Annotated in this window: 20 protein-coding genes; 8 read left to right on the forward strand and 12 right to left on the reverse strand. The window is 57.6% G+C overall.

Annotated elements, in window-relative coordinates:
- Positions 1-104: 104 nt before the first annotated feature.
- Complete coding sequence (locus LMTR3_RS13185; protein WP_065745414.1) at positions 105-767, reverse strand: hypothetical protein; 663 nt, start codon at positions 765-767, stop codon at positions 105-107.
- Positions 768-1,543: 776 nt separating this feature from the next.
- On the opposite strand from LMTR3_RS13185, the gene LMTR3_RS13190 reads away from it, so the two are divergent.
- The 7 genes from LMTR3_RS13190 to LMTR3_RS13220 all read left to right on the forward strand — a co-directional run bounded on the left by LMTR3_RS13190 (position 1,544) and on the right by LMTR3_RS13220 (position 11,668).
- Positions 1,544-2,293: a P-loop NTPase family protein gene (locus LMTR3_RS13190; RefSeq protein ID WP_065745415.1), complete on the forward strand. Its 750-nt coding sequence runs from the start codon at positions 1,544-1,546 to the stop codon at positions 2,291-2,293.
- A gap of 62 nt (positions 2,294-2,355) precedes the next feature.
- The gene (locus LMTR3_RS13195) at positions 2,356-3,027 is read left to right on the forward strand and encodes a hypothetical protein (protein ID WP_065745416.1); all 672 of its coding nucleotides are present in this window, start codon (positions 2,356-2,358) and stop codon (positions 3,025-3,027) included.
- 489 nt (positions 3,028-3,516) lie between these two features.
- Positions 3,517-5,751, forward strand: coding sequence for a hypothetical protein (locus LMTR3_RS38475; RefSeq protein ID WP_176721847.1), 2,235 nt, complete (start codon positions 3,517-3,519; stop codon positions 5,749-5,751).
- A gap of 2,893 nt (positions 5,752-8,644) precedes the next feature.
- A complete protein-coding gene (locus tag LMTR3_RS38480) occupies positions 8,645-8,812 on the forward strand; it encodes a hypothetical protein (RefSeq protein ID WP_176721881.1) in 168 nt (55 codons plus the stop codon).
- 1 nt (position 8,813) lies between these two features.
- Positions 8,814-9,503, forward strand: a complete 690-nt coding sequence (locus LMTR3_RS13210; RefSeq protein WP_065745418.1) for a response regulator — start codon at positions 8,814-8,816, stop codon at positions 9,501-9,503.
- A 73-nt stretch (positions 9,504-9,576) separates the two neighbouring features.
- On the forward strand, positions 9,577-10,992 hold the full coding sequence (locus tag LMTR3_RS13215; RefSeq protein ID WP_245319877.1) for a type II and III secretion system protein family protein: 1,416 nt from the start codon (positions 9,577-9,579) through the stop codon (positions 10,990-10,992).
- A 46-nt stretch (positions 10,993-11,038) separates the two neighbouring features.
- Positions 11,039-11,668 (forward strand): CpaD family pilus assembly lipoprotein, encoded by a 630-nt coding sequence (locus LMTR3_RS13220; protein WP_349643800.1) that lies wholly within the window; start codon positions 11,039-11,041, stop codon positions 11,666-11,668.
- 41 nt (positions 11,669-11,709) lie between these two features.
- On the opposite strand, the gene LMTR3_RS13225 is transcribed toward LMTR3_RS13220, so the two are convergent.
- The 11 genes from LMTR3_RS13225 to LMTR3_RS38485 form a co-directional block, all read right to left on the reverse strand.
- Positions 11,710-12,747, reverse strand: a complete 1,038-nt coding sequence (locus tag LMTR3_RS13225) for an EscU/YscU/HrcU family type III secretion system export apparatus switch protein (RefSeq protein ID WP_065745420.1) — start codon at positions 12,745-12,747, stop codon at positions 11,710-11,712.
- Positions 12,744-13,565 (reverse strand): type III secretion system export apparatus subunit SctT, encoded by an 822-nt coding sequence (gene sctT / locus LMTR3_RS13230; RefSeq protein ID WP_065745421.1) that lies wholly within the window; start codon positions 13,563-13,565, stop codon positions 12,744-12,746. Before sctT ends, LMTR3_RS13225 begins: the two co-directional genes overlap by 4 nt.
- Complete coding sequence (locus LMTR3_RS13235) at positions 13,566-13,850, reverse strand: EscS/YscS/HrcS family type III secretion system export apparatus protein (RefSeq protein WP_065745422.1); 285 nt, start codon at positions 13,848-13,850, stop codon at positions 13,566-13,568.
- Positions 13,851-13,852: 2 nt separating this feature from the next.
- Positions 13,853-14,518, reverse strand: a complete 666-nt coding sequence (gene sctR, locus LMTR3_RS13240) for a type III secretion system export apparatus subunit SctR (protein WP_065745423.1) — start codon at positions 14,516-14,518, stop codon at positions 13,853-13,855.
- Complete coding sequence (gene sctQ, locus LMTR3_RS13245; RefSeq protein ID WP_245319844.1) at positions 14,511-15,431, reverse strand: type III secretion system cytoplasmic ring protein SctQ; 921 nt, start codon at positions 15,429-15,431, stop codon at positions 14,511-14,513. The genes sctR and sctQ overlap by 8 nt, the downstream gene beginning before the upstream one ends.
- Positions 15,432-15,628: 197 nt before the next feature.
- A complete protein-coding gene (locus LMTR3_RS13250; RefSeq protein WP_065745424.1) occupies positions 15,629-16,159 on the reverse strand; it encodes a YscO family type III secretion system apparatus protein in 531 nt (176 codons plus the stop codon).
- On the reverse strand, positions 16,135-17,484 hold the full coding sequence (gene sctN, locus LMTR3_RS13255) for a type III secretion system ATPase SctN (RefSeq protein ID WP_065745425.1): 1,350 nt from the start codon (positions 17,482-17,484) through the stop codon (positions 16,135-16,137). The genes LMTR3_RS13250 and sctN overlap by 25 nt, the downstream gene beginning before the upstream one ends.
- Complete coding sequence (sctL, locus tag LMTR3_RS13260) at positions 17,481-18,104, reverse strand: type III secretion system stator protein SctL (protein WP_065745426.1); 624 nt, start codon at positions 18,102-18,104, stop codon at positions 17,481-17,483. Before sctL ends, sctN begins: the two co-directional genes overlap by 4 nt.
- Complete coding sequence (locus LMTR3_RS36270) at positions 18,094-18,732, reverse strand: nodulation protein NolU (RefSeq protein WP_084029572.1); 639 nt, start codon at positions 18,730-18,732, stop codon at positions 18,094-18,096. Before LMTR3_RS36270 ends, sctL begins: the two co-directional genes overlap by 11 nt.
- Before the next feature lie 10 nt (positions 18,733-18,742).
- Positions 18,743-19,609 (reverse strand): type III secretion system inner membrane ring lipoprotein SctJ, encoded by an 867-nt coding sequence (gene sctJ / locus LMTR3_RS13265; protein ID WP_084029573.1) that lies wholly within the window; start codon positions 19,607-19,609, stop codon positions 18,743-18,745.
- Between the two features lie 5 nt (positions 19,610-19,614).
- Entirely contained in the window at positions 19,615-20,139 is a 525-nt protein-coding gene (locus LMTR3_RS38485) for a nodulation protein NolB (protein ID WP_349643801.1), read from the reverse strand.
- Between the two features lie 175 nt (positions 20,140-20,314).
- Between LMTR3_RS38485 and LMTR3_RS36275 the strand changes: the two genes are divergently transcribed.
- Complete coding sequence (locus LMTR3_RS36275) at positions 20,315-20,929, forward strand: secretin N-terminal domain-containing protein (RefSeq protein WP_283809281.1); 615 nt, start codon at positions 20,315-20,317, stop codon at positions 20,927-20,929.
- Positions 20,930-21,276: the final 347 nt, after the last annotated feature.

Below are 21,276 nucleotides of genomic sequence, written 5' to 3' on the forward strand. Positions count from 1 at the left end.
CTTGGCGACAGGCAGCCGCTTCTCGCCACTTGCTGAAACCGTTCACCAGCTTCGCCAAGTCCCGCTGATTGAAATGAGAGAGCCGGTCGCCGCGGCGAAGGACCTCACCCGTAATCGCGAATATGCTTGCGAGAGACAGCCTCTTTTGGCCACTTGCTGAAACCGTGCACCAGGTTCGCCAGTCCCCGCGGGGTAAACTCAGAGAGCTGGGCATGGCGGTCTGCACGGCGAAACACCTCACCCGCGACTGCGATCGCGGCTTGGCGAGAGGCCGTCTCTTCTGGCCACTTGCTGAAACCGTTCACCAGCAATCCTAGACTTTGGCTGTTCAACTCCTGAAGCGCCCGGCTTTCATCGTGACAACATTCGGCGATTCTGATCGTTGCACTACGGCAATCCGCCACTCTTGCGTGTCGACCAAATGATGATGCGAACAACGAAAGGGCTCTGAGCCCGACTTCCTTAATCAGAGCGTAATCAAGCCGCGATATACATGCAGCTATGCGCTCGCACGCTTGGGTACCTGCCTGACCTCCGGCCTGCCGGCTCACCGCGTTGCATGTCGTAGCGTACCCCAACGATTTCCCGGCGCGGATGTCTTCTTCGAAGCATGCCACAAATCGAAACTGGAAATCCGCGGCGGCCTTTTGCAGAAAGGTTGCGTGGTCCACCATCCGCAGCTGCTTGTCGTGCTTCAGCACTGCAGCCGAGAATTCACCGATGCGGCGAGTGCGATCAATCTCGCTTAGCGCTTCACTAAGTTTCATCAAAACGTACACAACGTCATTACGAGATCGCACCAGGGGTGCTCTGCGCGGCTACACCGTCGCAGCGCCGCTTTCTCCGGGCCGCAACCCCGGCCGGACAACGATTGTCCTCTGCAGTGGAAGCGCGTGTTCGCGAGCTTCTGATAAGTTGATCGCGGCGCTGGCGGCGTGCACCTGCGCAATTGCAACTTATATCACCAAGCATTCAGCATCGTAATCATCCGACACTCCCCAGGCCACATTGCGACTTTGCTCTCTTTCAGTGTTATTCCAATAACCGGCGAAAGTGCTTCCCATCCTGGCACAAGCTGCACCTGAATAATCGGTCATCATCCGCAAGCGAGAAGGTCGACTTCGCAAGCCATGCCGTTCGAATTGATTTTTCCAATGAGCCATAGACGCCTGCGTGGTTAGCCTTGGTCATCTCCAAGACTACAACCTGACGCTACGTCAGATTCAAGCTATTTGATGCTTATCTATATAACGGGGACGTACTGCTGATGGTGGTCGCGGTGATCTCATTCTCGCAGTCGGCTTTTTCCGCGAACGACTTGTTCGGAATGTTCGCAAACCTGACGTGGAACACCGATCACAGCGACTTATCTTCCCTACTCAAGCGTCACTGATTGCCTGGCATCAAAAAATCCCCACCGATCGCGTCGGTGACTCGTCAAAGATTCCACTATCCCTTGTTTCTGCCATGTTCGCATCCAAAGCAGAGATTTGCTGATTGCACACGTCGCGGTCGGCGGTAGCGACTGCTTGAGGGGAATTCCATGACAAAGCCGGTTGTGATTGTGGTTGGTGCGGACAAAGGTGGCGTTGGCAAGACGACCGTATCCCGAACGCTTCTGGATTATTTCAATACGAATAACGTGCAGACACGCGCATTCGATACGGAGTCCCCGCGAGGAACGTTGAAGCGCTTCCACCCCGAGATCACCGAGATCGTCGACATGACCACGACTGCGGATCAGATGAAGATCTTCGACACACTGAACTCAGGGCTATCCGTCACCGTGATCGACGCCCGCGCAGGCTTGCTGTCCCCGGCGCTGGCATCCCTGCGCGACATCGGTTTTTTGGATGCCGCGAGGTCCGGCCAGATCACCTTTGCCGTATTCCATATCTTGGGATCCTCCATCGCTTCTCTGGATGAGATCGCTGAGACCGCCGGTTTCATGACTGGTGCAAAGTATTTTCTGGTGAAGAACTTCATCAACGACACTCAATTCTTCCAGTGGGACCAGTCGACCTACAACTCCTATTTCCACCGAATCAAGAACGCGACCGAGCTGACGATCCCGAAGCTCAACGAGATGGCCTATGAGCAGGTCGAAGTTGCTTCCGTTCCGTTCGTGAACTTTGTAGCCAACAAAGGTCGGAACGAGGATGCCGCTAACCACTCGTTCGTGCTGCGCGGCTACGTTCGGCACTGGCTCGCGAATGTCTGGCGCGAATATGATCGCATTAACTTGACCGACTTGGCCGGCGCCAAGTCAGTAACCCGCGCTGGTGAAAAATAAGTCGATCGTTCGGCGATTGAACGGGCTGAGCCACGTATGAAATTCGCTTAATATTACTGCCAATGTTAGCTACGCCCGTTTACATCATCTGCTCGCCTAGCCCGCAGGTCGGTAAGACGCTCGTCTCTCGCCTCATGAGCGAGTTCTTGCTGCTGAAGAACGGCACTGCGCTCTCCTTCGACATCAACCTGAAGGAGCCGTCACTGGTCGATTACCTCCCTGACATCACTGAGACGGCGGATGTGATCGACACATACGGCAAGATGCAGCTGATGGACCGGCTTATCCTGCACGATCGGGTGGCCAAGGTAATCGATCTCGGCTTCCATGCCTTTGATGAATTCTTCAAGATGTGCGAGGAGATCGGATTCATCAGGGAGGCGCTCCGCTGCCGTGTTGCCCCCGTCGTTCTATTCGTGGCCGGCACCGACCGCATCTCCTCGCGCAGCTATGAGATGCTGCGGTGGCGGATTCCGCCAGGAGCGCTAATCACCGTCCACAATGAATTCATGCTGCGCGGCGAGTTACCTGAAGCCATGGATGGCGCGCGTGTACTCCGCTTTTCGGCGCTACCGGCATTTCTAAAGACCTACGTCGACCGACTGAGCTTTTCATTCACAGGATATCTGCGCAACGAGAAGGATTCGTCCAGCGAGTTGCATCAGTGGATCTGGCGCAACTACGTCATGTTCCGCGATCTCGAATCAAGGGCGATGCTACAGCCGTCGTCTTGAGTCGGGTTCCGCATGTGGAGAATTCCCGCGATACAAGTGTTCTTCAATTTGGTCGTATCGCTCGCAGACATAACGTCCGAGCGGTTGGCGATGCCGTTTGCCCGCTTCGTTTCGGGAGGGTCTCGTGCGTGGCTTCGGCCAAAAATCACGTGGCGAGTACGCAGCAGCTTCTGGAGAAAATCAACGCGGTCGCCGTTGGAACATTATAAACTTCTGAGACTCGTCAGCTTCTCAACAGGTAACTCTCCTAGCATGAGAACGTCGATATCTAGACGGCGACGTCATCCGTCATAAAGGAAATGAACACCAGATTGCTTGATCTCGGAAATCGGAGGGGCGTGGCGGCGGTCTCGGTTGCTACAAATGATTGTTGATTGTCGGTTGGCTTCAGGCTTCGACAGTCGGAATCTCGGCCGAAGGCTTCACCGCTTCCACTCAATCAGCCTACCGTGCGCCAGATACGAGCTTTGCTGTGGGATGTGAGGTGCCATGGAGCGAACGAATAACAATTTTAACCTGTTTGATTTTGATGTGGAAGGATTCGCACGAGCGTACTATCAACAGTCGCGTGCGGGGCAGCAATCGGGCAATACGAGCGAGCAAGCTAGCTTTGAGCAGCAGATGGGCGAGTTGCAACTCAATTCGCCTGATGAGAGCTCCGCAACCTCCAGTTCTCCTGATGAAAGTCCAAAGAAGGGCGGTGGAGGAATCCGGCGCACTGACCTCGGCGGTTCGATGAGGATGCCGCCACACTCCCCGCTGATTGACAACTCGTTCAGCAGCACGCGCCACAGCGTAGACATCCCCCGAACTCACTTTCGAGATTCGGCTCAATTACCGTCGCAGTCCAGTTTGCGGGATGATCTGTTCAGCAGTGCGCGCTACACTTTGCCACCTGAGGAGCAGCCCGCGATTCAGACGAAGAATAGCAAGAGTCGCGGACTGTGGTCGCGTATCAAGTCAGGTGTCGGAAAGGCGTTTGGGACTAGTCGCAGCGAAGAGCCGTCGGGCTCCACGGCTCAGCAAGGGGATTTTTCAACGAAGTTTCGCGTAGACTACGCCAAGCAGCCCGGCCGAACACGCGGGGTCCCTCAGGAGGACGAGGAGCTGTTTGAGGACTTCAAAAGCAGAGCCAAGCTCACCCGGGACGACGGCACCGGCAAAGCACTGGGCGACGGCACTGTCAAAAATGCGATAGCCGATCTGCGAAATTTCAGCGCCTGGCTTAGCGGGAACGGGAGGCCATCAATCGCAGACCGTATTGGCAACCCGGAGTTAGAAGCTGGGTTGGATCGCGATGTAGAGGCCTACGCGAGGGATTCCAAGAAGGATCCTAAGCTTACGAGGAGGCGCACCAACGCGGCCTTGAAAAAGCTCCGCGACGTCGGCGCCGGAAACGCCTTGTCCGCCGATATCCGCCGCCTGGCTCCTTATGCGACAGACGCGACGCTCATCGACCTGTTGGCCAAGGCAGAAAAGGCGACAGCCAGGGTTGAGCCGGAGACGGTTGATAGACGGGCGCGCCGTCTTTACAGGCTGAGTGATTGGCTGAAAACGCGGGAAAAAGGCGCCATGGCTGGCCGACTGAACGACGATGGGCTGGCCCAAGATGTTAAGGAGTATAGGAACCAAACCGAGGACACCAAAATTGACGCCGATTTGCTCAGGCTTCGGCGCTACCAGCAAGTCCTCGAGGCGAACAGAGCGCTGGGGCTGGTTCCTGCTGAGAGCGCGCCTCCGTTCGCCGCGGAAGGCGCTCGGCAGTCCGGGTCACCGCAGGAGCTTCCCACAACGCCAGCTACCCCGAGCGAGGGAGCTTGGGATTGGTTCAGGAATCAGATGCAAGAACCCGCGCCGTCCTCATTCACGCCGCACCATGATCCGCAGTCGAGCTCACTTCGGGAGCTTCCGGCAACACCAGCCACCCCGAGCGCGGGAGCTTGGGACTGGTTTAGGGAGCAAATGCAAGAACCTGCGTCATCCCCGTTCACACCGCGCCGCGGCCCGCAGCTGAGCTCACTTCAGGAGCTTCCGGCGACGCCAGCCACCCCGAGCGCGGGCGCTTGGAATTGGTTTAGAGAGCAGATGCAAGAACCCGCGTCATCGTCATCTGCGAGGCGTCCCTCGTCAGACGTCTATGGCGGTCTTGAGCCGCTGGTTAATTTGAATCCGCCCACACCGTATGAATTGCGTGACGACGCTCACTCTGTGCCGGCGCCTGACCTCGCCACACCACCGTCGTTCGTTGGACCATCAGGGGGCCCTCAGGAGCTACTCGATATCGGATCTATCGTTGGCGAAGGCTGGCGCCACGGCTCTCAATCGGCCTCGGACGTCCTGATCGATGTACTGAGTAACATCAATCTCATGCCGAACCAGTTCGGCCCAAGCCAGTTCGCGATCAACGGTGAGCATTATTCGGCCACTTTTGGGCCGGGAGGGCGCAGAGATGTTCGTCTCATCCATCATCCTCGCGCGAGGCCGATGAATGAAGCTGGGCCATCGCGTCAGCCAATAGCGGATCTTGGCTTCCTTATCCGCGGGGGATGGCAGCACCGGGAACGCTGGCTTCCGCCTTACCTTGTCCGTGCACTAGAGGGGGAGCACCTCATGCCGCAAGCCGGGCGCCCGACTTATATCAACATCCGCGGCGTGCCTTACAGGGCCGAGTTGCTGGAAACCGACGACGGCTCACGCGTTCGTATTTATCCCGAAGCTGGTTGAAGAAGCGCTTGGGCTGTAACCACGGGGCGGCACCGGGGAAGTTTTACCAGCGAGCAAGCGGCATAGGCTTGCTCGCACCAGACGCACCTAGGGGAAATGCCCTGCGCAAGGACGCATGAGCGTTTGGATAAAGGAAATGGCGAAGGCGAAATTCAACTTACTTATTGCCAGGTCCGCGCGGTCCTCGAGCGGCTGATCGATGTGCTGGCAGACCTTGGACTCACCCGCCGCCACGACTACCAAAGTCCGGCTTTGCGTCAACCTGATTGAGCGCCTGCGCCGCAAGTGAGCTCGACACCCTCGAAAGACGTCTCGCCTAGGAAATGAGCCTTGCGTATGGTCCGTAATGCAGGTGAGTAGATTGCGAGACTCTATCGCCGACGGTTTGTCGATCGCCTCGGGCCCATGATGGAAATGGTCTCGGTTTCAGCTCGTGCCCTGCCCTCTCGCTCGAGGGCAAATTCAGCAACTAGGTGAGTGGCATCGCCAGTCCCGGCAGCGTCGACGGGAGCCATAGGGACAAACGCGGCCTTTCACTCTGACCCGCCGATCCCTGGGCTGGGACGCGCGCGACTGCGATGCGCGAGCTGGGCCGTGATTGTGCCCGCAGGTCAGATAATGTCGACATCTCCAGCCCATGTCCGCGAAAAAATCATTTGGCGGTGGTCTGGCTCGTCTGGTCGCACCCACCTTCCTCTGAGCGGCGACCGAATGGATTGCTTGGCGGCCTGCGTTCCAGCCGCAGCTTGGAGCCACCTTCCTAGGCTTTTGCGGTGACCGCGCGTGCTGCGGACAACGATCAGCTTTTTGGGCTGTATCGCGACGTGGTTGTTGCCAAGTTCACCGCCCGGAGTGACTGGCGCATCCGCGATCTCGTCGATCGACCTAACCCAGTTTCACTCCCACCTCGTTGTCGCGCCAATCGTTCGCGACAGCCCTCGTCAGAAACTCCTTCGGATGATTTTGATGATTTCGTAGCGCCTTGGCCCGCTCGAGTTCTTTGATAAGCGGCTTGCCTTGATGGCTGGTTCTGGCATCCGCAGCTTTCAAATCATCCCGGATCCTGAATCAGCTCGAACGGGTCTAGGGACCGAACCACGATCCTCGACAATTTCCACCAATGACGAGCGCACCGCAAATTGCGAGGCATGAAGAACTATGCCGGGCACCGATTGAGTCAACGTTCGGACAGCTAATGGTGAGCTGTCAGGAAACCGCGTCCCTTGCTTACCTTAGGGCAAAGTGGTGATGCGGCTCTCACCGATGCGAACGCTTGTCAATTGAGTCGGTGCAGGATGACGTCACCGCGATATAAGACGGCAACACGTCGGAGGAGAGTATGAAATCGACCGTAGGCGGAATTTGCCGCTTACGTTACGAGGTCCATCGATCGGCTGAGCGTTGCTCTGACTTATTGTCCGAGCATTTGATGGAGCTTAGGCGCGTGCGAGCTTGTTGTAGATTAGGCACAACACGACCATTGCGTACCTACTGCGGTCGGTGCTCCGTCCAGTTAACGATGAACTGTGATTATCATCGTCAGTGAAAGCGCATCTGGATCGCGCAACACTTGCTGCTTTGAGGCGTCACGGCCCACTTTTTTCGAAATTTTATAGCGCCGATGCGTAAAAACGGCCTACGAGTCTTACGATAGTCCCGCAACGAGCCCTCGGAGCTCCAATCGTAGGCAGCGTCAGATTGTAATGTTTCCGACAAGGTCACGACAATACTTCCTGGCAGATAGCTAGGATTGCCAATTGTCTCAAACCCGTAAGGTCGAGCCGCTCGGCTTCGGCAGCCCTCCCCGAGCAGACCAATAGCCCGCCAGCGGCGTGCGTCGATGGACCCTACAGAGGCCGCCCGAACGCACTCCGCATCACTGATGCGCATGGGTTCCGAACCATATCAAATTCCACCGTCAGGCGAGCTTGGCTGCTCGCTCCAGAGATAGGGATTGATGGAGCAGGAAGCTTGCTTCTCGACTTATTGCCCAGCTCGGAGCGAATTGAACTGAATTCGCGTGTGCAGGTTGTTGCTGACGTTGTAAGCATCACGAAGGTAATTCAGTTTTCATCTCGCAAATTGCCCGCTTAGAGTGATCAACCGTACTGAACCTGTCGCCCATCATGACAGGCGTCGGTCTTCCGTCCATATCAGAACGAATCGTGAGTCTCGGCGCGAGCGAAGGCCCTCTGGTTCCCTTGAGATGCTTTGGGTTCCCGTAAGATGTTTTGCGTATTGCGGTGCTTTTTTATTCAGTTTTCCCATGGTCGCTGCCTCAGCAGGCCTGCGAGTTCTTAAATTTCATGCAACGAGCTCTCGAAGGGCTTGAATCGCACGTAGCGTCAGATTGTAGGTTTTCCGACACTCGCCGCGACAATGCGTCGCCCCCAACACTTCCTGACAGGTAGCAAGAATTGCGAATGTCTCCAACTCGTAGGGCCACGCCGCTCGATTCGTCACGCTCCTCGATCAGTCCACCCGAAGGCAACATAGCCCACGCGCCGAACGGGGTACGCGCGCCAGCCCAGTTGAGGCTGCAACAGGACGAGGAGCTCGAGAGCAGTACTCGCTGCCTTCGCGTCCCCGTGGCCGGACGGAAGCTGAGTCCAAGTTCGATATGCGCCGCCGTTCGTCACGAGAGGTGGAATGCAGGCGGCGGAAGCACGCAGACCACATGTCTGATAACGCCGCTGCGGGGACGGGCTCGCCATTCTTCGGTGCTTCTAGGGGCGCATTGGTTGTTTCATCCGACGTTAGCGGCATCTAAGCATCGGCCGTCGCGATCTGTCCTCACGCGTCCAAGGTTGCATTTGTTATGACCAAGCGACCTCACAAGTCGAAGGCATAGCAAGACTCACCGCAGACTCAGGGCAACATGGAGAGCTTCCAAATGGATGCCAATCCAGCCATTCTCTCTTGTGCTTTGGTTGCAATTGCGCGTGCTGACGATGTTATCGCCAAGCCGATGACCGGAAGCACTGCCGCGATTAACTCAATTTCGCTCGGCTTCATGGTCGACGGTGATCTGCTTGGTAGTTTTGGCATGAAGAGGCAATGAAATGCGAACGCTGCTGGTTGATCAAGATGCGGAAGTTGCGCGCGCTGTGCAAGGAGCGCTCTCGAATTGTGGTTTCGCCGTTGATGTGGTGGGCACTCTGGATGAAGCGGCGACCGCTCTGGACTACGCCAAGTACGACATTCTCCTGCTCGAGTTGGCTCTACCGGATGGAAACGGTTTGGACTGGCTGAAGCGGTTGAGACGCGACGGACATTTTATGCCTGCCATGGTGATGAGCAGCCGCGATGATCTCGGTAGGCGGATCGCCATTTTCAATGGTGGTGCAGACGATTTTCTGCCCAAGCCCGTGTCTACTGATGAACTCATCGCTCGGATGCGAGCCATTCTGAGGCGATCAACGCGAATGACAGCCCCCGTCGTTGTGTTTGGTAATCTAAAATTCGATCCGATCGCCCGGCAAGTTTCAGTTGGTGGTCGGCCGCTAAAGATTGCACGCCGAGAAGTGTGCATTCTTGAGCTTCTGCTCAGCCGCGCAGGCCGCGCCGTGCCACGCGCGTCGCTGGAGGATAGCCTCTATGCGTTTGACAACGAGGTCTCTACCAATGCGCTTGAAGTCGCAATCTATCGCTTGCGCGGTCATTTGAATCAGTCTGGTGCGACGCTACGGATCACGACGGTACGCGGCATCGGCTATATCCTTGAATTGAATAGCGCGGCATCGGCCGCATAGTCGATCGAACTTGAAAGCAAAGATTACCTTGAAGATCGCTCTCGATAATGAGGGTGGCAGCGATCGACGCTCGATCGTCGCTAGCGCCCTGTGGTCTGCCGTTTGTCCTTCTCTTTCCAACCTCCTGTGCGCGGTCGCTTTGCTATCACCACTAGCTGCCGCAGCTCAGACGACGCGGGACGCTAGAGGAGGCCCGCCGCGCGCGGCTCCTAGCAGCATCAACGGGACGCTGGACCTTTCCTCCTCGCTCGGCAAGACAATTCATCTGCCCGGGCCGGCGGCGAGCATCTTTGTTGCCGACCCGACGATCGCGGATTATCAAGCGCCATCGAATACGACCATCTTCGTCTTTGGCAAGAAGTCCGGACGGACCAGCCTGTTCGCTTTGAACGACAATGGGGAAGCTCTCGCCGAGTTGCGTGTTGTCGTCACGCAGCCGATCGAAGATCTGCGTGCCATGTTGAAGGCCCAGGTCGGCGACTATCCGATCCAAGTCAGCTATACCCCCCGCGGCGCGATCCTTAACGGTACGGCTCCCAATGCCGATATCGTCGCCACTGCCGTGAGGGTCACAGAGCAGTTTCTCGGTCCGGGTGCGCTGGTCGTCAATAAAATTCAGGTCGCCGGCTCGTTACAGGTCAATCTGAGCGTACGCGTAGCGGAGGTCTCACGCAGCGCCATGAAGGAGCTCGGCATCAACCTCTCCGCTTTGGGCCAGAATGGCACTTTTTTCTTTAGCAGCGGCAAGGGTGCTGGTTCCGGCACGGCTAGCGGCGGCGGTAAGGCAGGTATCGGCTTCAGCGCCGGTAATATCAACATCGGCGCTGTTCTCGACGCTCTCGCCAGCGAGCACCTCGCAACCGTGCTGGCTGAACCGAATCTCACCGCAATGTCCGGTGAGTCCGCGAGCTTCCTTGCGGGCGGCGAATTTCCAATTCCGGTCATGCAGGACAACCGACAGGTTTCGGTCCAATTTCGTCACTTTGGAGTGAGCCTCGACTTCGTCCCGACCGTTCTTAACAACAATCAAATCAATGTCCGCGTCAAACCTGAGGTCAGCGAGATTTCGAAAGAAGGTGAGGTCAAAGTGAACGGTATGGCCGTGCCTGCCCTCTCTACGAGGCGTGCGGAGACCGTTATCGAGCTTGGGAGCGGACAAAGCTTTGCAATAGGCGGGCTAATCAGGCGTCACTTCAGCACGGATATCAGTACTTTTCCTTGGTTAGGCGATGTGCCCATTCTCGGTGCGCTGTTTCGTTCTTCGTCCTTTCAAAAGCAGGAGACGGAGCTCGTGATTATTGTCACGCCGTACATCGTGCGGCCAGCATCGAACCCGAACCGGATGAGCGCCCCCGCCGACCGCATCGGACCGCCCTCAGATATGGGGCGCACCTTGACGAACACGCTGGCAAGCCCGCCGCGAGGCCGCGACGCTCCGCGCACCAGTGTACCAGGCGCGACAGGCGGCGCCGGCTTTATTATCGAATGAGGATCCTCGAATGACTTTACGAGCCCTGCCCCATCTGTTCGTTCTGATGGCGAGCCTAGGCGGCTGCACAAGCACTGCTCCGATCAACAGTGGGCCGGCTGAACAAGCAACTATGGTGCAGCAGCAGAACAGTGTCTTGGTGCTGCAGAGCCTTCGTGGCCTCGAGCGGTATCGGCTGAGGGATTTCATTGCCGGCGCCAGTCGCGGTCGGCTTGATGCGCTCCATCTCGATATCACCGGCTCGCCCCGGCTCGCCGCGCAGGTCGCCAGCGAGGCCCGCGCAATGGGCGTCGCGCCTTACAACGTCCGGCTGTTCGGCCCTCGCATCGACCGGCCTGTCGGCTTCGCGGTGCGGGTCGAGGCCATTGTCTATGAAGCACGTCCTCCCGTCTGTCCGTCCCTTTCGATCATTGGTCCCTCGGTCAACGATAATTCGTTCGACCAGACGCTAGGCTGCTCAATCCGCAACAATCTGGCAATCATGGTCAACGATCCGGGCGACCTGCTGGACAATAGAGCTGTCATGGCAACAAAAGGCGATCGTGCCGCCATGCCTGTTGCCACATATGGGTCCATGGGGCGGCGCAACAAGAGCGACTTGGAAGATGGAATTGGCAACAGGTCCTCGCCAGAAGCCGGGTCAACGGCAACCAGGGATATACAGTCGCCTCGATAGTGCGCGCCGGATGGCGCAATCATTGCTGCCATAAGCAATGTCTAGACCAGCCCGGCGGAATAGAGTGCTCTCGCAACCCCTTCAAAGCACTTCCCAGGAACGGCGTTGCCCAGCATGGCATTCCGCATGAGCTGACGCGCCAGGGCCGGGTCCTGAACAATGCTGAGGCGCAGCGACTGCGCCTCAGCAAGCAGTCGTGAGGCAAGTCCGCCCTCACCACGGCAAACCACGATCGGTACGCCGGTCTCGCCACGAATGTAGCGAAGTCCAATCAAGATCGCTTGTCCTGTCACTATCAATGTAGCGCGATTCACGCCAAGCGGAGGCTCGTTCGCCGTCTCCTGACGAAGGCGACGGTGTTCTCGTTTGACCTGCGGATTGCCCTGCTGTTCTTTGGACTCGCGCTTGGCCTCGGTCTCCGTCATGCGCATGTCCTGCAAAAACAACCAGCGCTGGATAAGAAGATCGGCCAATCCGGCGACCAGAAACGCCCCGGCAGCAATTTCAGTAAGCAATTTGATCTCAGTAAACACGAAGCTGAGACACCCCCTGCCGCAGGTTGGCAAGTATACTAGTGCCTTCCAACTTGCGACAACCATGAGCAGCAAGCTTGCGCCGAGAACACACAGCTTAAGAAGCGATTTCGAGAGTTCAATGAGCGACCTCTTAGACGCAATCCGCTTGAGCCCCTTCATGGGATCCAATTTCTCGAATTTCGGCTTTAAGGACTCGAAAGAGACGTTTAATCCACCATTGGCCAGGATTCCCGCTAGAATGCCAGCGGCAAGACCGGCCCCGAGGAATGGACCAACGGCCGCAAGAAACAGTTCGAGCAAGCCGCCCAGCGCCTGCTGGACCGCGCTCGTGAACGGCTGACCCTGCAGTTTGTCGATTAGCCGTACCGTTTCGTGCCACTTGGCCTCAATGACGCCCGCTCTTAACCAGAGGCAGCCGAAACCGGCGCAAACACTGACTGCGCTGACCAAATCGGTGCTGCGCGGACCCTGCCCTTTCTTGCGCGCATCTTTTAGCTTCTTAGGAGTGGGAGGGAGCTTCTTTTCTTCGCTCGATCCACTCATTTAAGGAGGTTCTTGAACAACTCGAGCACGGTGTTGGACTGACTGATTTCCGATCCCATATATTCGACGAGGAAGGTGGCGTAACTTACCATGATTATTCCATACGCCAGATTCTTCATGGTGGGAGAGACATCGTTCAGTTTGAGTTGCGGCGCAAACCGCCCGAGTATCATGACCGACACATCGAGTAGCAGCAGGAATGCCAACACCGGGCCAGAGACCAGTAGCGCCGTATACATGATGTGACCGAGAAGCCCCAGAAATGCCATCGCGCCTTGCACGGTCAAGCTAGGCATCAGCCGATACACGGGCCAGATCAAATAGCTGCCATAAAGGCCCCTAATCATATTCTCCAATCCCCCGGCTAGAACGAAAATCGCAATCGCAGTGGTACCGAGTAAAACCGCCGTCGCCGAAGCCTGGCCACGCGTGGCTGGATCATCGGAAGCAACAGGGTTCGTAATCCCCCGTTGGGTATCGATGATCTCACCCACTGCCTGGATGCTCCATAGCGGAATACTGAGCAAAAAGCCGATGAGCAGGCCGACGAACACCTCCTTCAAACCGAGCAGCGTGACACTGATCAGTCGTGAGCCCTGATCCAACGACTGCAAGCCGTGCCTGATCTGCAACAGGCATGGCAGTCCCATCGCAAAGGTCACGCAGCCGCGGATCAGCCCGCTAATGCGCGGCAGCGTAAATACGGGAAGGACCAACATAATGCCAAGGGCGCGGGCTGCCGCGAGCCCGGCTGCAAGCACGAGTTCGATCGCCTCCTGGATCAGAGTTTGCGTTTCAGTGAGTGAGGGGACGTTCATCTAACGTCGACTAAAACTTGCTGTGAGTGCGGGAAAGTCGGTAAATACCTGCTCTGCTTCCTTGATCAGCGCGGCGCTGAGCACTGGAGAGAACAAAGCGATCACCGCGACAACGACCAGAAGCTTCACAGTCAGTGGCAAGGTTTGATCCTGAAGCTGCGTTGCCGCTTGGATGATGCCGACGACCAAGCCGACAACGACCGCCGCGATAAGCGTAGGCAGAACCCAGATCATGAAGAGCACAAGTGACCGGCTCATATGAGTCAGAATGCTCGCCTCATCCATGCTCAGCCTCCCGGTGTTGTGTAGCTGAGCACCAGCCCGTGCATGAGCCGCGACCAGCCGTCGATTGAGACGAATAGGAACAGCTTAAAAGGCACGGATATCACCGTTGGCGAAACCATCGACATACCCATGGCCATCAAGATGGTCGTTACAATCAGATCGATGGTGATAAAGGGCAGATAGAGAAGAAAACCAATTTCGAATCCACGCTTGAGTTCCGAAATTAGGAAAGATGGCACCAGAATGACCAGGTCATCGGCGCTCACGTTGCCGCGCATGTCGTCGGGCCAGACCTGTTCGGTTGAAGCCAAGAAGAAACGGCGCTGCTCGTCAGCGGTGAACTTCTTCAGATGCCCGCGCAGCGGCTCCTGCGCCTCCTTTGCGGCGCTCAGCCAATCGTCGACCGTTTGGTAGCGGAGTTGTGGCGCAGAAAGGCGATTATAGGTCTGTTGAATCACTGGCGCGCTAATGAAAACTGTCAGGATCAGCGCCGCCCCGTATAGAACAAGGTTCGGTGGGATAGATTGAGTCCCGAGCGCGTTGCGAACGAGGAAGAGCACGACGGACACTTTTATGAACGCTGTGCTTGTTACGACTAGGAACGCCAGCAGGCCAAGGCCGGCTGTGAGCGCAAGAAGACCAAGAATTCCCGGTTGAATGTCAGTCATTGACGGCCAACCTGCCCCGCAACCTGACGCCGAGCTCCCCGCCGATGCTTACGATGTCCCCGCGGCCTATGCGGCGGCCGTTAGCAAGGATATCAACCGGTCCGTCGAGCGGCCGGCCAAGTTCGAACACATGTCCCTCGCTGATATCCCTCAAGGCTCCGAGTGCGACAGTCCAGCGGCCGCATTCGAAAACAAGAGTAATCTCGATGTTGTCGAGATCACCTTCAGAGGGCGGCCGGGGTTTTTCGGATTGGGTCATCATATGTGCACACTCCAAGGGATGTGGTTGGAGGCGGAATGCCCCTCGTACGATCAAGCGATCCTCTGCAACGTGTGCCGGAGCCCATAAGGTTCCCGTGTTGAGGATGGCTTGGCCACGGGCAAAGGGTATTACGTCCGGCAATAGAGCGTCTCCTGCATTTGCTTTCCGTAGCAACGCGACTGTCGTACGGAGCGAGCCGATCTCTCCCTTAACGATGACAGGCAATTCTGAGGGAAGCTGGCGATCCTCTCGCGGCAGCTGCCTGAGCAGTCCGCCTAACGCCCGAAACGTGGGTGGAACTGAACCATCGAGAGAAGAGAACAGGAACAGGCGCGCTTTGCCCTTGAATGGGCCGTAGGTGATTTCGAGCTCCAGATAAGGACCTCGAGCCGTCGCTTCGCTCAAACAGATCAGCTGCAACTTCTGTTGCGTCAGACCCTCTAGTTGATTGAGCAACGGATCCAGTGCAAATTCGACGAGGAGCGAACGAGTGGGCTCGGCAGGTAGGCCAAGCCCACTTTGCACCGTCGCGATCAGCCCTTCTACAATCGGACGGGCCAAGGATAAGATGATTGTTTCATGTCCGACGGCCCAAACGCAGTCGAGCATCGATACCGCACACGGCACCGCCTCCCAGACAAGCCGTTCCATCCGCACGGATAGCGGCTTATCACTTAGACGGCTTTGCAGAGGCTTGCGGGCAGCAGCGATCTCGTTGAGCCAGGAGACGACCGCAGGGGACAGGGTTAGCGCCGGCTTAACTCCCGATTGTTCGCCTGGAGCCGTATTCGCAGACCCGTCGGCGAGACGAGGCGCTCTCGCTAGCATAAGAGAAGAAGCCATCAGATTTAGCCGCTAGCCGTGCGGGTACGCGAACCACTCCGATATCGAAGCAAAACCTCGTCATCGGCCTCTATCTCGGCTTCCGCTTCCGAATGGGCATCACTCGCGCGCTGAACGTCGCCTTCAATTTGCTGCCATTTGTGACTCGCTGCCGAGCACTTGGTCAAAATGGTCCGCGCCTCGAAGACCGCCGTGTCGGCCCGCTCTTGAGCGGCGCGCGCTTCCTCAAGTCTTCGGCGTGCTCCTGCGGTCTCAGCTTTAAGCCGTCCAATGACGATGTGACAGTGACGATCGAGCTCTTCGACAGATAGCGAATCAAAAGATACCAGTTCTCGGTAAAGCTCCGCTTCGCGCGCCACTTGGTTTTTCTCGGCTGTTGCAAGATCCCGGACAGCTTGTTCCACCGCTTGGACCGCAGTGCGGCGCTTGGCCTCCATGTTGGACACCTCACGAAGGGCGCTCCGCTGTCTCATATCCTTCAGTAGCCGCAATTTCGAGGCATGGACACGATTCACGCGGTCAGACGTGACATCCATGTAACCGTCTCCTCAAAGCTTGACGCCTCGTCTCCGCCCTGACGCAGGAACTTCCGCAACTCTTCGATCGAATTAATTGCCCGGTCTGTCAGGGGATCACTGCCTTGCTTATGTTCGCCAACCTTCACCAAGAACTCGGCCTCCGCGTAGCGGGAGAGTAGATCTCGGAAGAAGGAAGCCGCCTTGCGATGCGACACGGAGACGACCGCATTCATCACGCGGCTGCGGCTTGACAATACGTCAATAGCGGGAAAATGCTCGCGCGCAGCCAAAAGGCGTGAGAGAACAACGTGGCCATCAAGAATGCCTCGTGATTCTTCGGCGATTGGATCTCCCGAGCCGTCGCCTTCGACAAGCACAGTATAGAAGGCCGTGATTGAGCCGCGCTCGCCCATGCCGGCACGTTCCAACAGGCCAGGGAGCATCGCAAAAACCGACGGCGGAAAGCCGCGCCGCGTCGGAGGCTCTCCTGCGGCAAGGCCGATTTCGCGCATGGCGCGGCTAAAGCGCGTCAATGAGTCCATCATCAGGACGACGCGAAGTCCTTCATCACGAAAATATTCAGCGAGTGCCGTCGCCATGTGAGCGCATTGCGCTCGTTCCATTGCCGAGCGGTCGGAGGTCTCAACGACCACGACGGTGCGGCGAAGCGCTGCCTCACCAAGGTGCTGCTCGATGAATTCCCGCACTTCGCGACCGCGCTCACCGATCAACGCGACTATGGTGGCGTCGGCAGCCGCGCCTTTTACAATCTGCGACAGGAGCGTCGACTTACCGCACCCTGGGTCTCCGTAGATGCCGATCCGCTGCCCCTCGCCACAAGTCAGAAGCCCATCCAAGACACGGACGCCAAGTGGGAATGGTCGCTCGATACCGCGCCTTGTCATTGGGTTGGGCGCCTTACCGCGCAGCGGACGAGTTTGAGCGGCGGTGATTGGACCCTTTCCGTCGATCGGACGGCCGAAGCTGTCGATCACCCGGCCAAGCAAATCGGGGCCGACCGGAACTTCATGCATTCGTCCGGTCGCGACTACTTCTGCTCGGCTGGATAAGCCCGCCATGTCACCAATGGGAGTAAGCAATACCCCATCTTGCAATAGGCCGACCACCTCGGCCTCGAGCGACCATCCGGTGCGAGGATCCTGCAACAGGCAAAGCTCCCCTATACGCGCCTCCGGCAACACGGCATGGAGCAAGGTGCCGACTGCCCGTGTGATCCGCCCTCGTACAGCACGCGTGTCGATATGCTTTGCTGTAGATTTCAGAGACGATAGCGCGGCGTGCAGATTCCTCTCTCCCGCCGCATGGGTTGCTGATGTGGTCACGGTCCGTCTTCCTTTGAAGGCAAACCCAGGCCAAGACGTAGAGCTCGGAGCTGCGCGGCAACTCCAATGTCCACATTGCCAAATTCGCTCCACAACACGCACTGCTCTGTCGTTAGAGCCGGATCCGGATCAACCCGCACTTTCGGCCGGCCCTCCTGTCCATCGCACGTAGCGAACTCGCGCGCCAGCGCATCGGCTTTAAGAGGAGAGACATGAAGGCAAATTTCCGCGCTACCATATTTTTGCTCGATCGCGTGACGAACGGTTCTCACCAACATCTCGCCTGGATCAAACGCGCCCAGCAGATCGCTCACGATCTCCATGACGAGCTGCGGCAACTCCTGCTCCAGAATGGCTTTTCGCTGCGCAAGTGCGGAAGTAGCCTGCGCGATCAGCCGAGACATTTCCTCGGCGCCGCTCTTGAAGCCGTCCTCACGGCCGCGCGCCCGCTCCCGCCTATAAGCTGTCCGTCCCCAGCCGCGAACGCGCTGCAGATGCCGCTCGGCAGCCGCGCGGGCTTCTACGGCATCGCACCAGATTCCGATCTCGGCAGACGGTATCAGAGGCCCGAGCGGACGTACCTCGGGGGCCACCGGCAGCGCTGGGTCATCAGCTGTCATGCCGTGGCGTCTCCCTCGACAAATGGGCTATCACCAAGGAAAGCAATGGGCCCGCGGCATTGCGGTGTTCGGCCGCTGGATTCTCCGCAGCAGTGCCCATGGGCAAGCGTAATAGCACGCGCGTGCGATCAAGTGCCGAGGCTTCGTTGAGCCAAGCACCTAAGCAGGCATGGCCATCGTGCTCAATCTGTTGCGAAAGTTGCTCCGGATCAGCGGTAGTGCTGATTGCGACCGCGCTGGCCAAGTTACGGATACCGAAAGCGTGCGCTTCTGCCCCGATACGGCCGAGCAGAATCGCGAGATGCTGCTTTGAGACGAGCTTTAGGAGCGAGCGAGCATGCCAGATACTGCCGGCAAGCAAAGCAGCCCTACTCGGATCATGGCCGAGCAGAAGATCATCTCCCCAGTGACGGCCGTTGGATTCCATTTCATTACCAAGCAGCGTTTCAGCAAGTCTTACCTGCAGCCTCGAGCTCTTCTGTAGCCGCACCAAAGTCGAAGCCGACAGCCGGCCGTCAAGGCGTGCAGCAAATCGGGTCAGATGGGTAGAAGCAGCAAGCTCGCGCAGGCCCTTAGATAGCGATTCGGACCACGTATCAGAACCGGCAGATGGCAGCGGCATGGGCATTTGCTCACTCCTATGCCTTGTCGGAAGCGATCTTTTTACTGGGAGGCAGGATAGCCGGCGTGTTCGAATGGATGCCAAATCTGGATCGCGCGCGCGACGGCTGGGCGCGCTGACGCATAAGAGAGCCCAGGAATATGTAGCACAGAAGGCCAACGGCAGCGCCACCTCCCCCGATAGCGGCCGCAAGCAGCGGGTCTGAAATAGATTTGGTCGACTGAGCGGACGCAGCTGGCCGGGCCGGCAGTTCAAGCGGAGCCCGCTCAACCGGCACAAAGACCACCGCCACCTTGTCATAGGATAGGCCCTCGATGCTGTTGGCGACCAGCATCTTGATCTGCGGTAGCAGAACCGAGAGCTTTGCATTGGAGTTATGTCGAACGAACACCGACGCTGAGGACGGCATCGTGTCCTGGCGCAATAGATCATTCTTCGGCAAAACAACGTGGACACGCGCGGATATGACGCCGTCGATATCGCTAATCGTGCGCGACAATTCTTCGCTCAGGGCATAAACGTAGCGGGCGCGCTCCTCGATCGGCGAGGCAACCAGGCCCGATCCTTTGAACACCTCGCCGAGGTTCTTGAAAGGGTGGCGTGGCAACCCTTCGAGATTTAGTAGCTCAATCGAATAGGCTAGCTGCTTCTCCTCGACCTGGATCGTGCTGGTCCCGTCCTTGGCAGTAACACGGACCGCATCGACGCCCTTGCTAAGCAGGAGCGCAAGCATCTCATTGGCCTCGCGTTCCTGCACTTTGGTATAGAGATCGGCCTTACAGCCAATCAAGGGGAGGAGAAGCGATAGCACGGCAAAAACACGCAACCGCCGACCGGATAGGCGGGCATGGCCGTTTTGTCCATCGATGAAACCAGACGTCAACGAACTCAGCCCGCCGATAGCAATTTGTTCAAAGATGAGCTGACCGCGCTGGTGCTCTTGGACACAAGCGAAACCTCGACGACACCCTTGTAAACGTCCCGCAGACCCGCAACCATCGCGTCGAAGTCGAGCACCACTTCCGGCTTGCCTGCAGGGGTCGCCCCAACTAGCTGCGACCGCGAAAGCGGCTGAGCGGCCGGCCCAGGTTGAACGGCCTTCGAAATGGCCGCCACACCGCCGCTCGTTACAGAAGGAACGGGGTTGCCCCGATACATCGAAGAGAGAGCCTGGAGCACACGCTCGCCGGGCGAGCTCGCCTGCACTGTTGCACGCTGAACCTCTGACACCGCAGGAACGGATGCTGCCCTATCTGTGACTGAGGAGACAGCGTCTGATGTCGACGCGACATGCAGAAGAGTCTGCTGAAACTGGCTCTGCTGGCCGATGGCTGCCGGCTGGCAGAGCCCGGATAGACCGTCGGCAGGGTTCAGAGAGATCGGCGTAGCGCCTAGCATGATCGAAGGTGTCATTGGTTTGGCGGCGATGAGAGTCGCCGTTGTTAAGAATTGATGGTCAATACCGTAAAGAGGCGAGCTGACCGCAAGCTGACGAACACGCGAGCCATAAGGCCATTTTAAAGATCACGTTTGGCTTCCAATTTAGGTGAAGCCTTAATACTTGTTCTCAGGCCGAAGGGACTTTGGAATGCTAAGCCGACGCACGATCCTGAACATTTTGAACCGAGTTGCGGGCGCAGGAGTTTTCCTTTGCACCGGGGTACTCACGGCATTTGGGGCTCCGCTCTTGCTTCCTTCGGCACCTTATAGCTACACGGTTCTGGATCAGGACCTGTCTGCCGCACTGCTGGAATTCGGTAACAACCTCAATATCAGAGTAAACGTAAGCGCCGAGGTGAAGGGTCGGATTCGCGGGCGCATGCCAGATCTGCCACCACGCGAGTTCCTCGATCGTTTGACCAATCTCTACAATCTTCAATGGTACTACGATGGGCTCGTGCTGTATGTATCTGCTGCAAATGAGGCGCAAAGTCGTCTGCTTGTGTTGAAGCCGATCAGCTTCGATGCGTTCAAGGCGGCCCTCGATGCACTCAACATCTCCGACGAGCGCTATCTTGTGAGACCGGCACCAGGAGATGGCCTCGTCCTGGTTTCTGGTCCACCACGTTTCATCGCGCTCTTGGACCAGACGCTCAACGGCCTTGTGGCCGAACGACAGGCGCGGCCACGCTCTCTCACCGCCGAGAAGCCGCTTGGGCACCAGCGTCTGCGGAGAAAAATGTTACGGATTTCCAGTTTGTAGGCTCCGTATTGTCTGTATCTGAGAGCGAATCAACGGCTTTGCCACTTCTGCGGCCTAAACGTTCCTGAACAAAGATCCGGTCGTCGCAGCATTTCGAGGCAATATCGATCAGCTGCTCGATGCCGTGAAACTGCCGAGAGTACCTCGTTCGAGAGCTAGGGCGCTGGCGGAGTTCATGTCTAGTACCGTCCGGGCGTTCCCTATTCGCTAGCAGGTCAGGCCCCAATCCCGTGCGACTTGCTCAGAGCTAGAAGCATCCGCAGAAGATGCCTCCACGCCCGGCGAGATCATCCCGGAATGGTGGCGAAATCATCTCGGAATTCGCAGGCCGCAGCGCGTCGGTACAC

The organism is Bradyrhizobium sp. LMTR 3 (genome assembly GCF_001693485.1).
Lineage (GTDB): Bacteria > Pseudomonadota > Alphaproteobacteria > Rhizobiales > Xanthobacteraceae > Bradyrhizobium.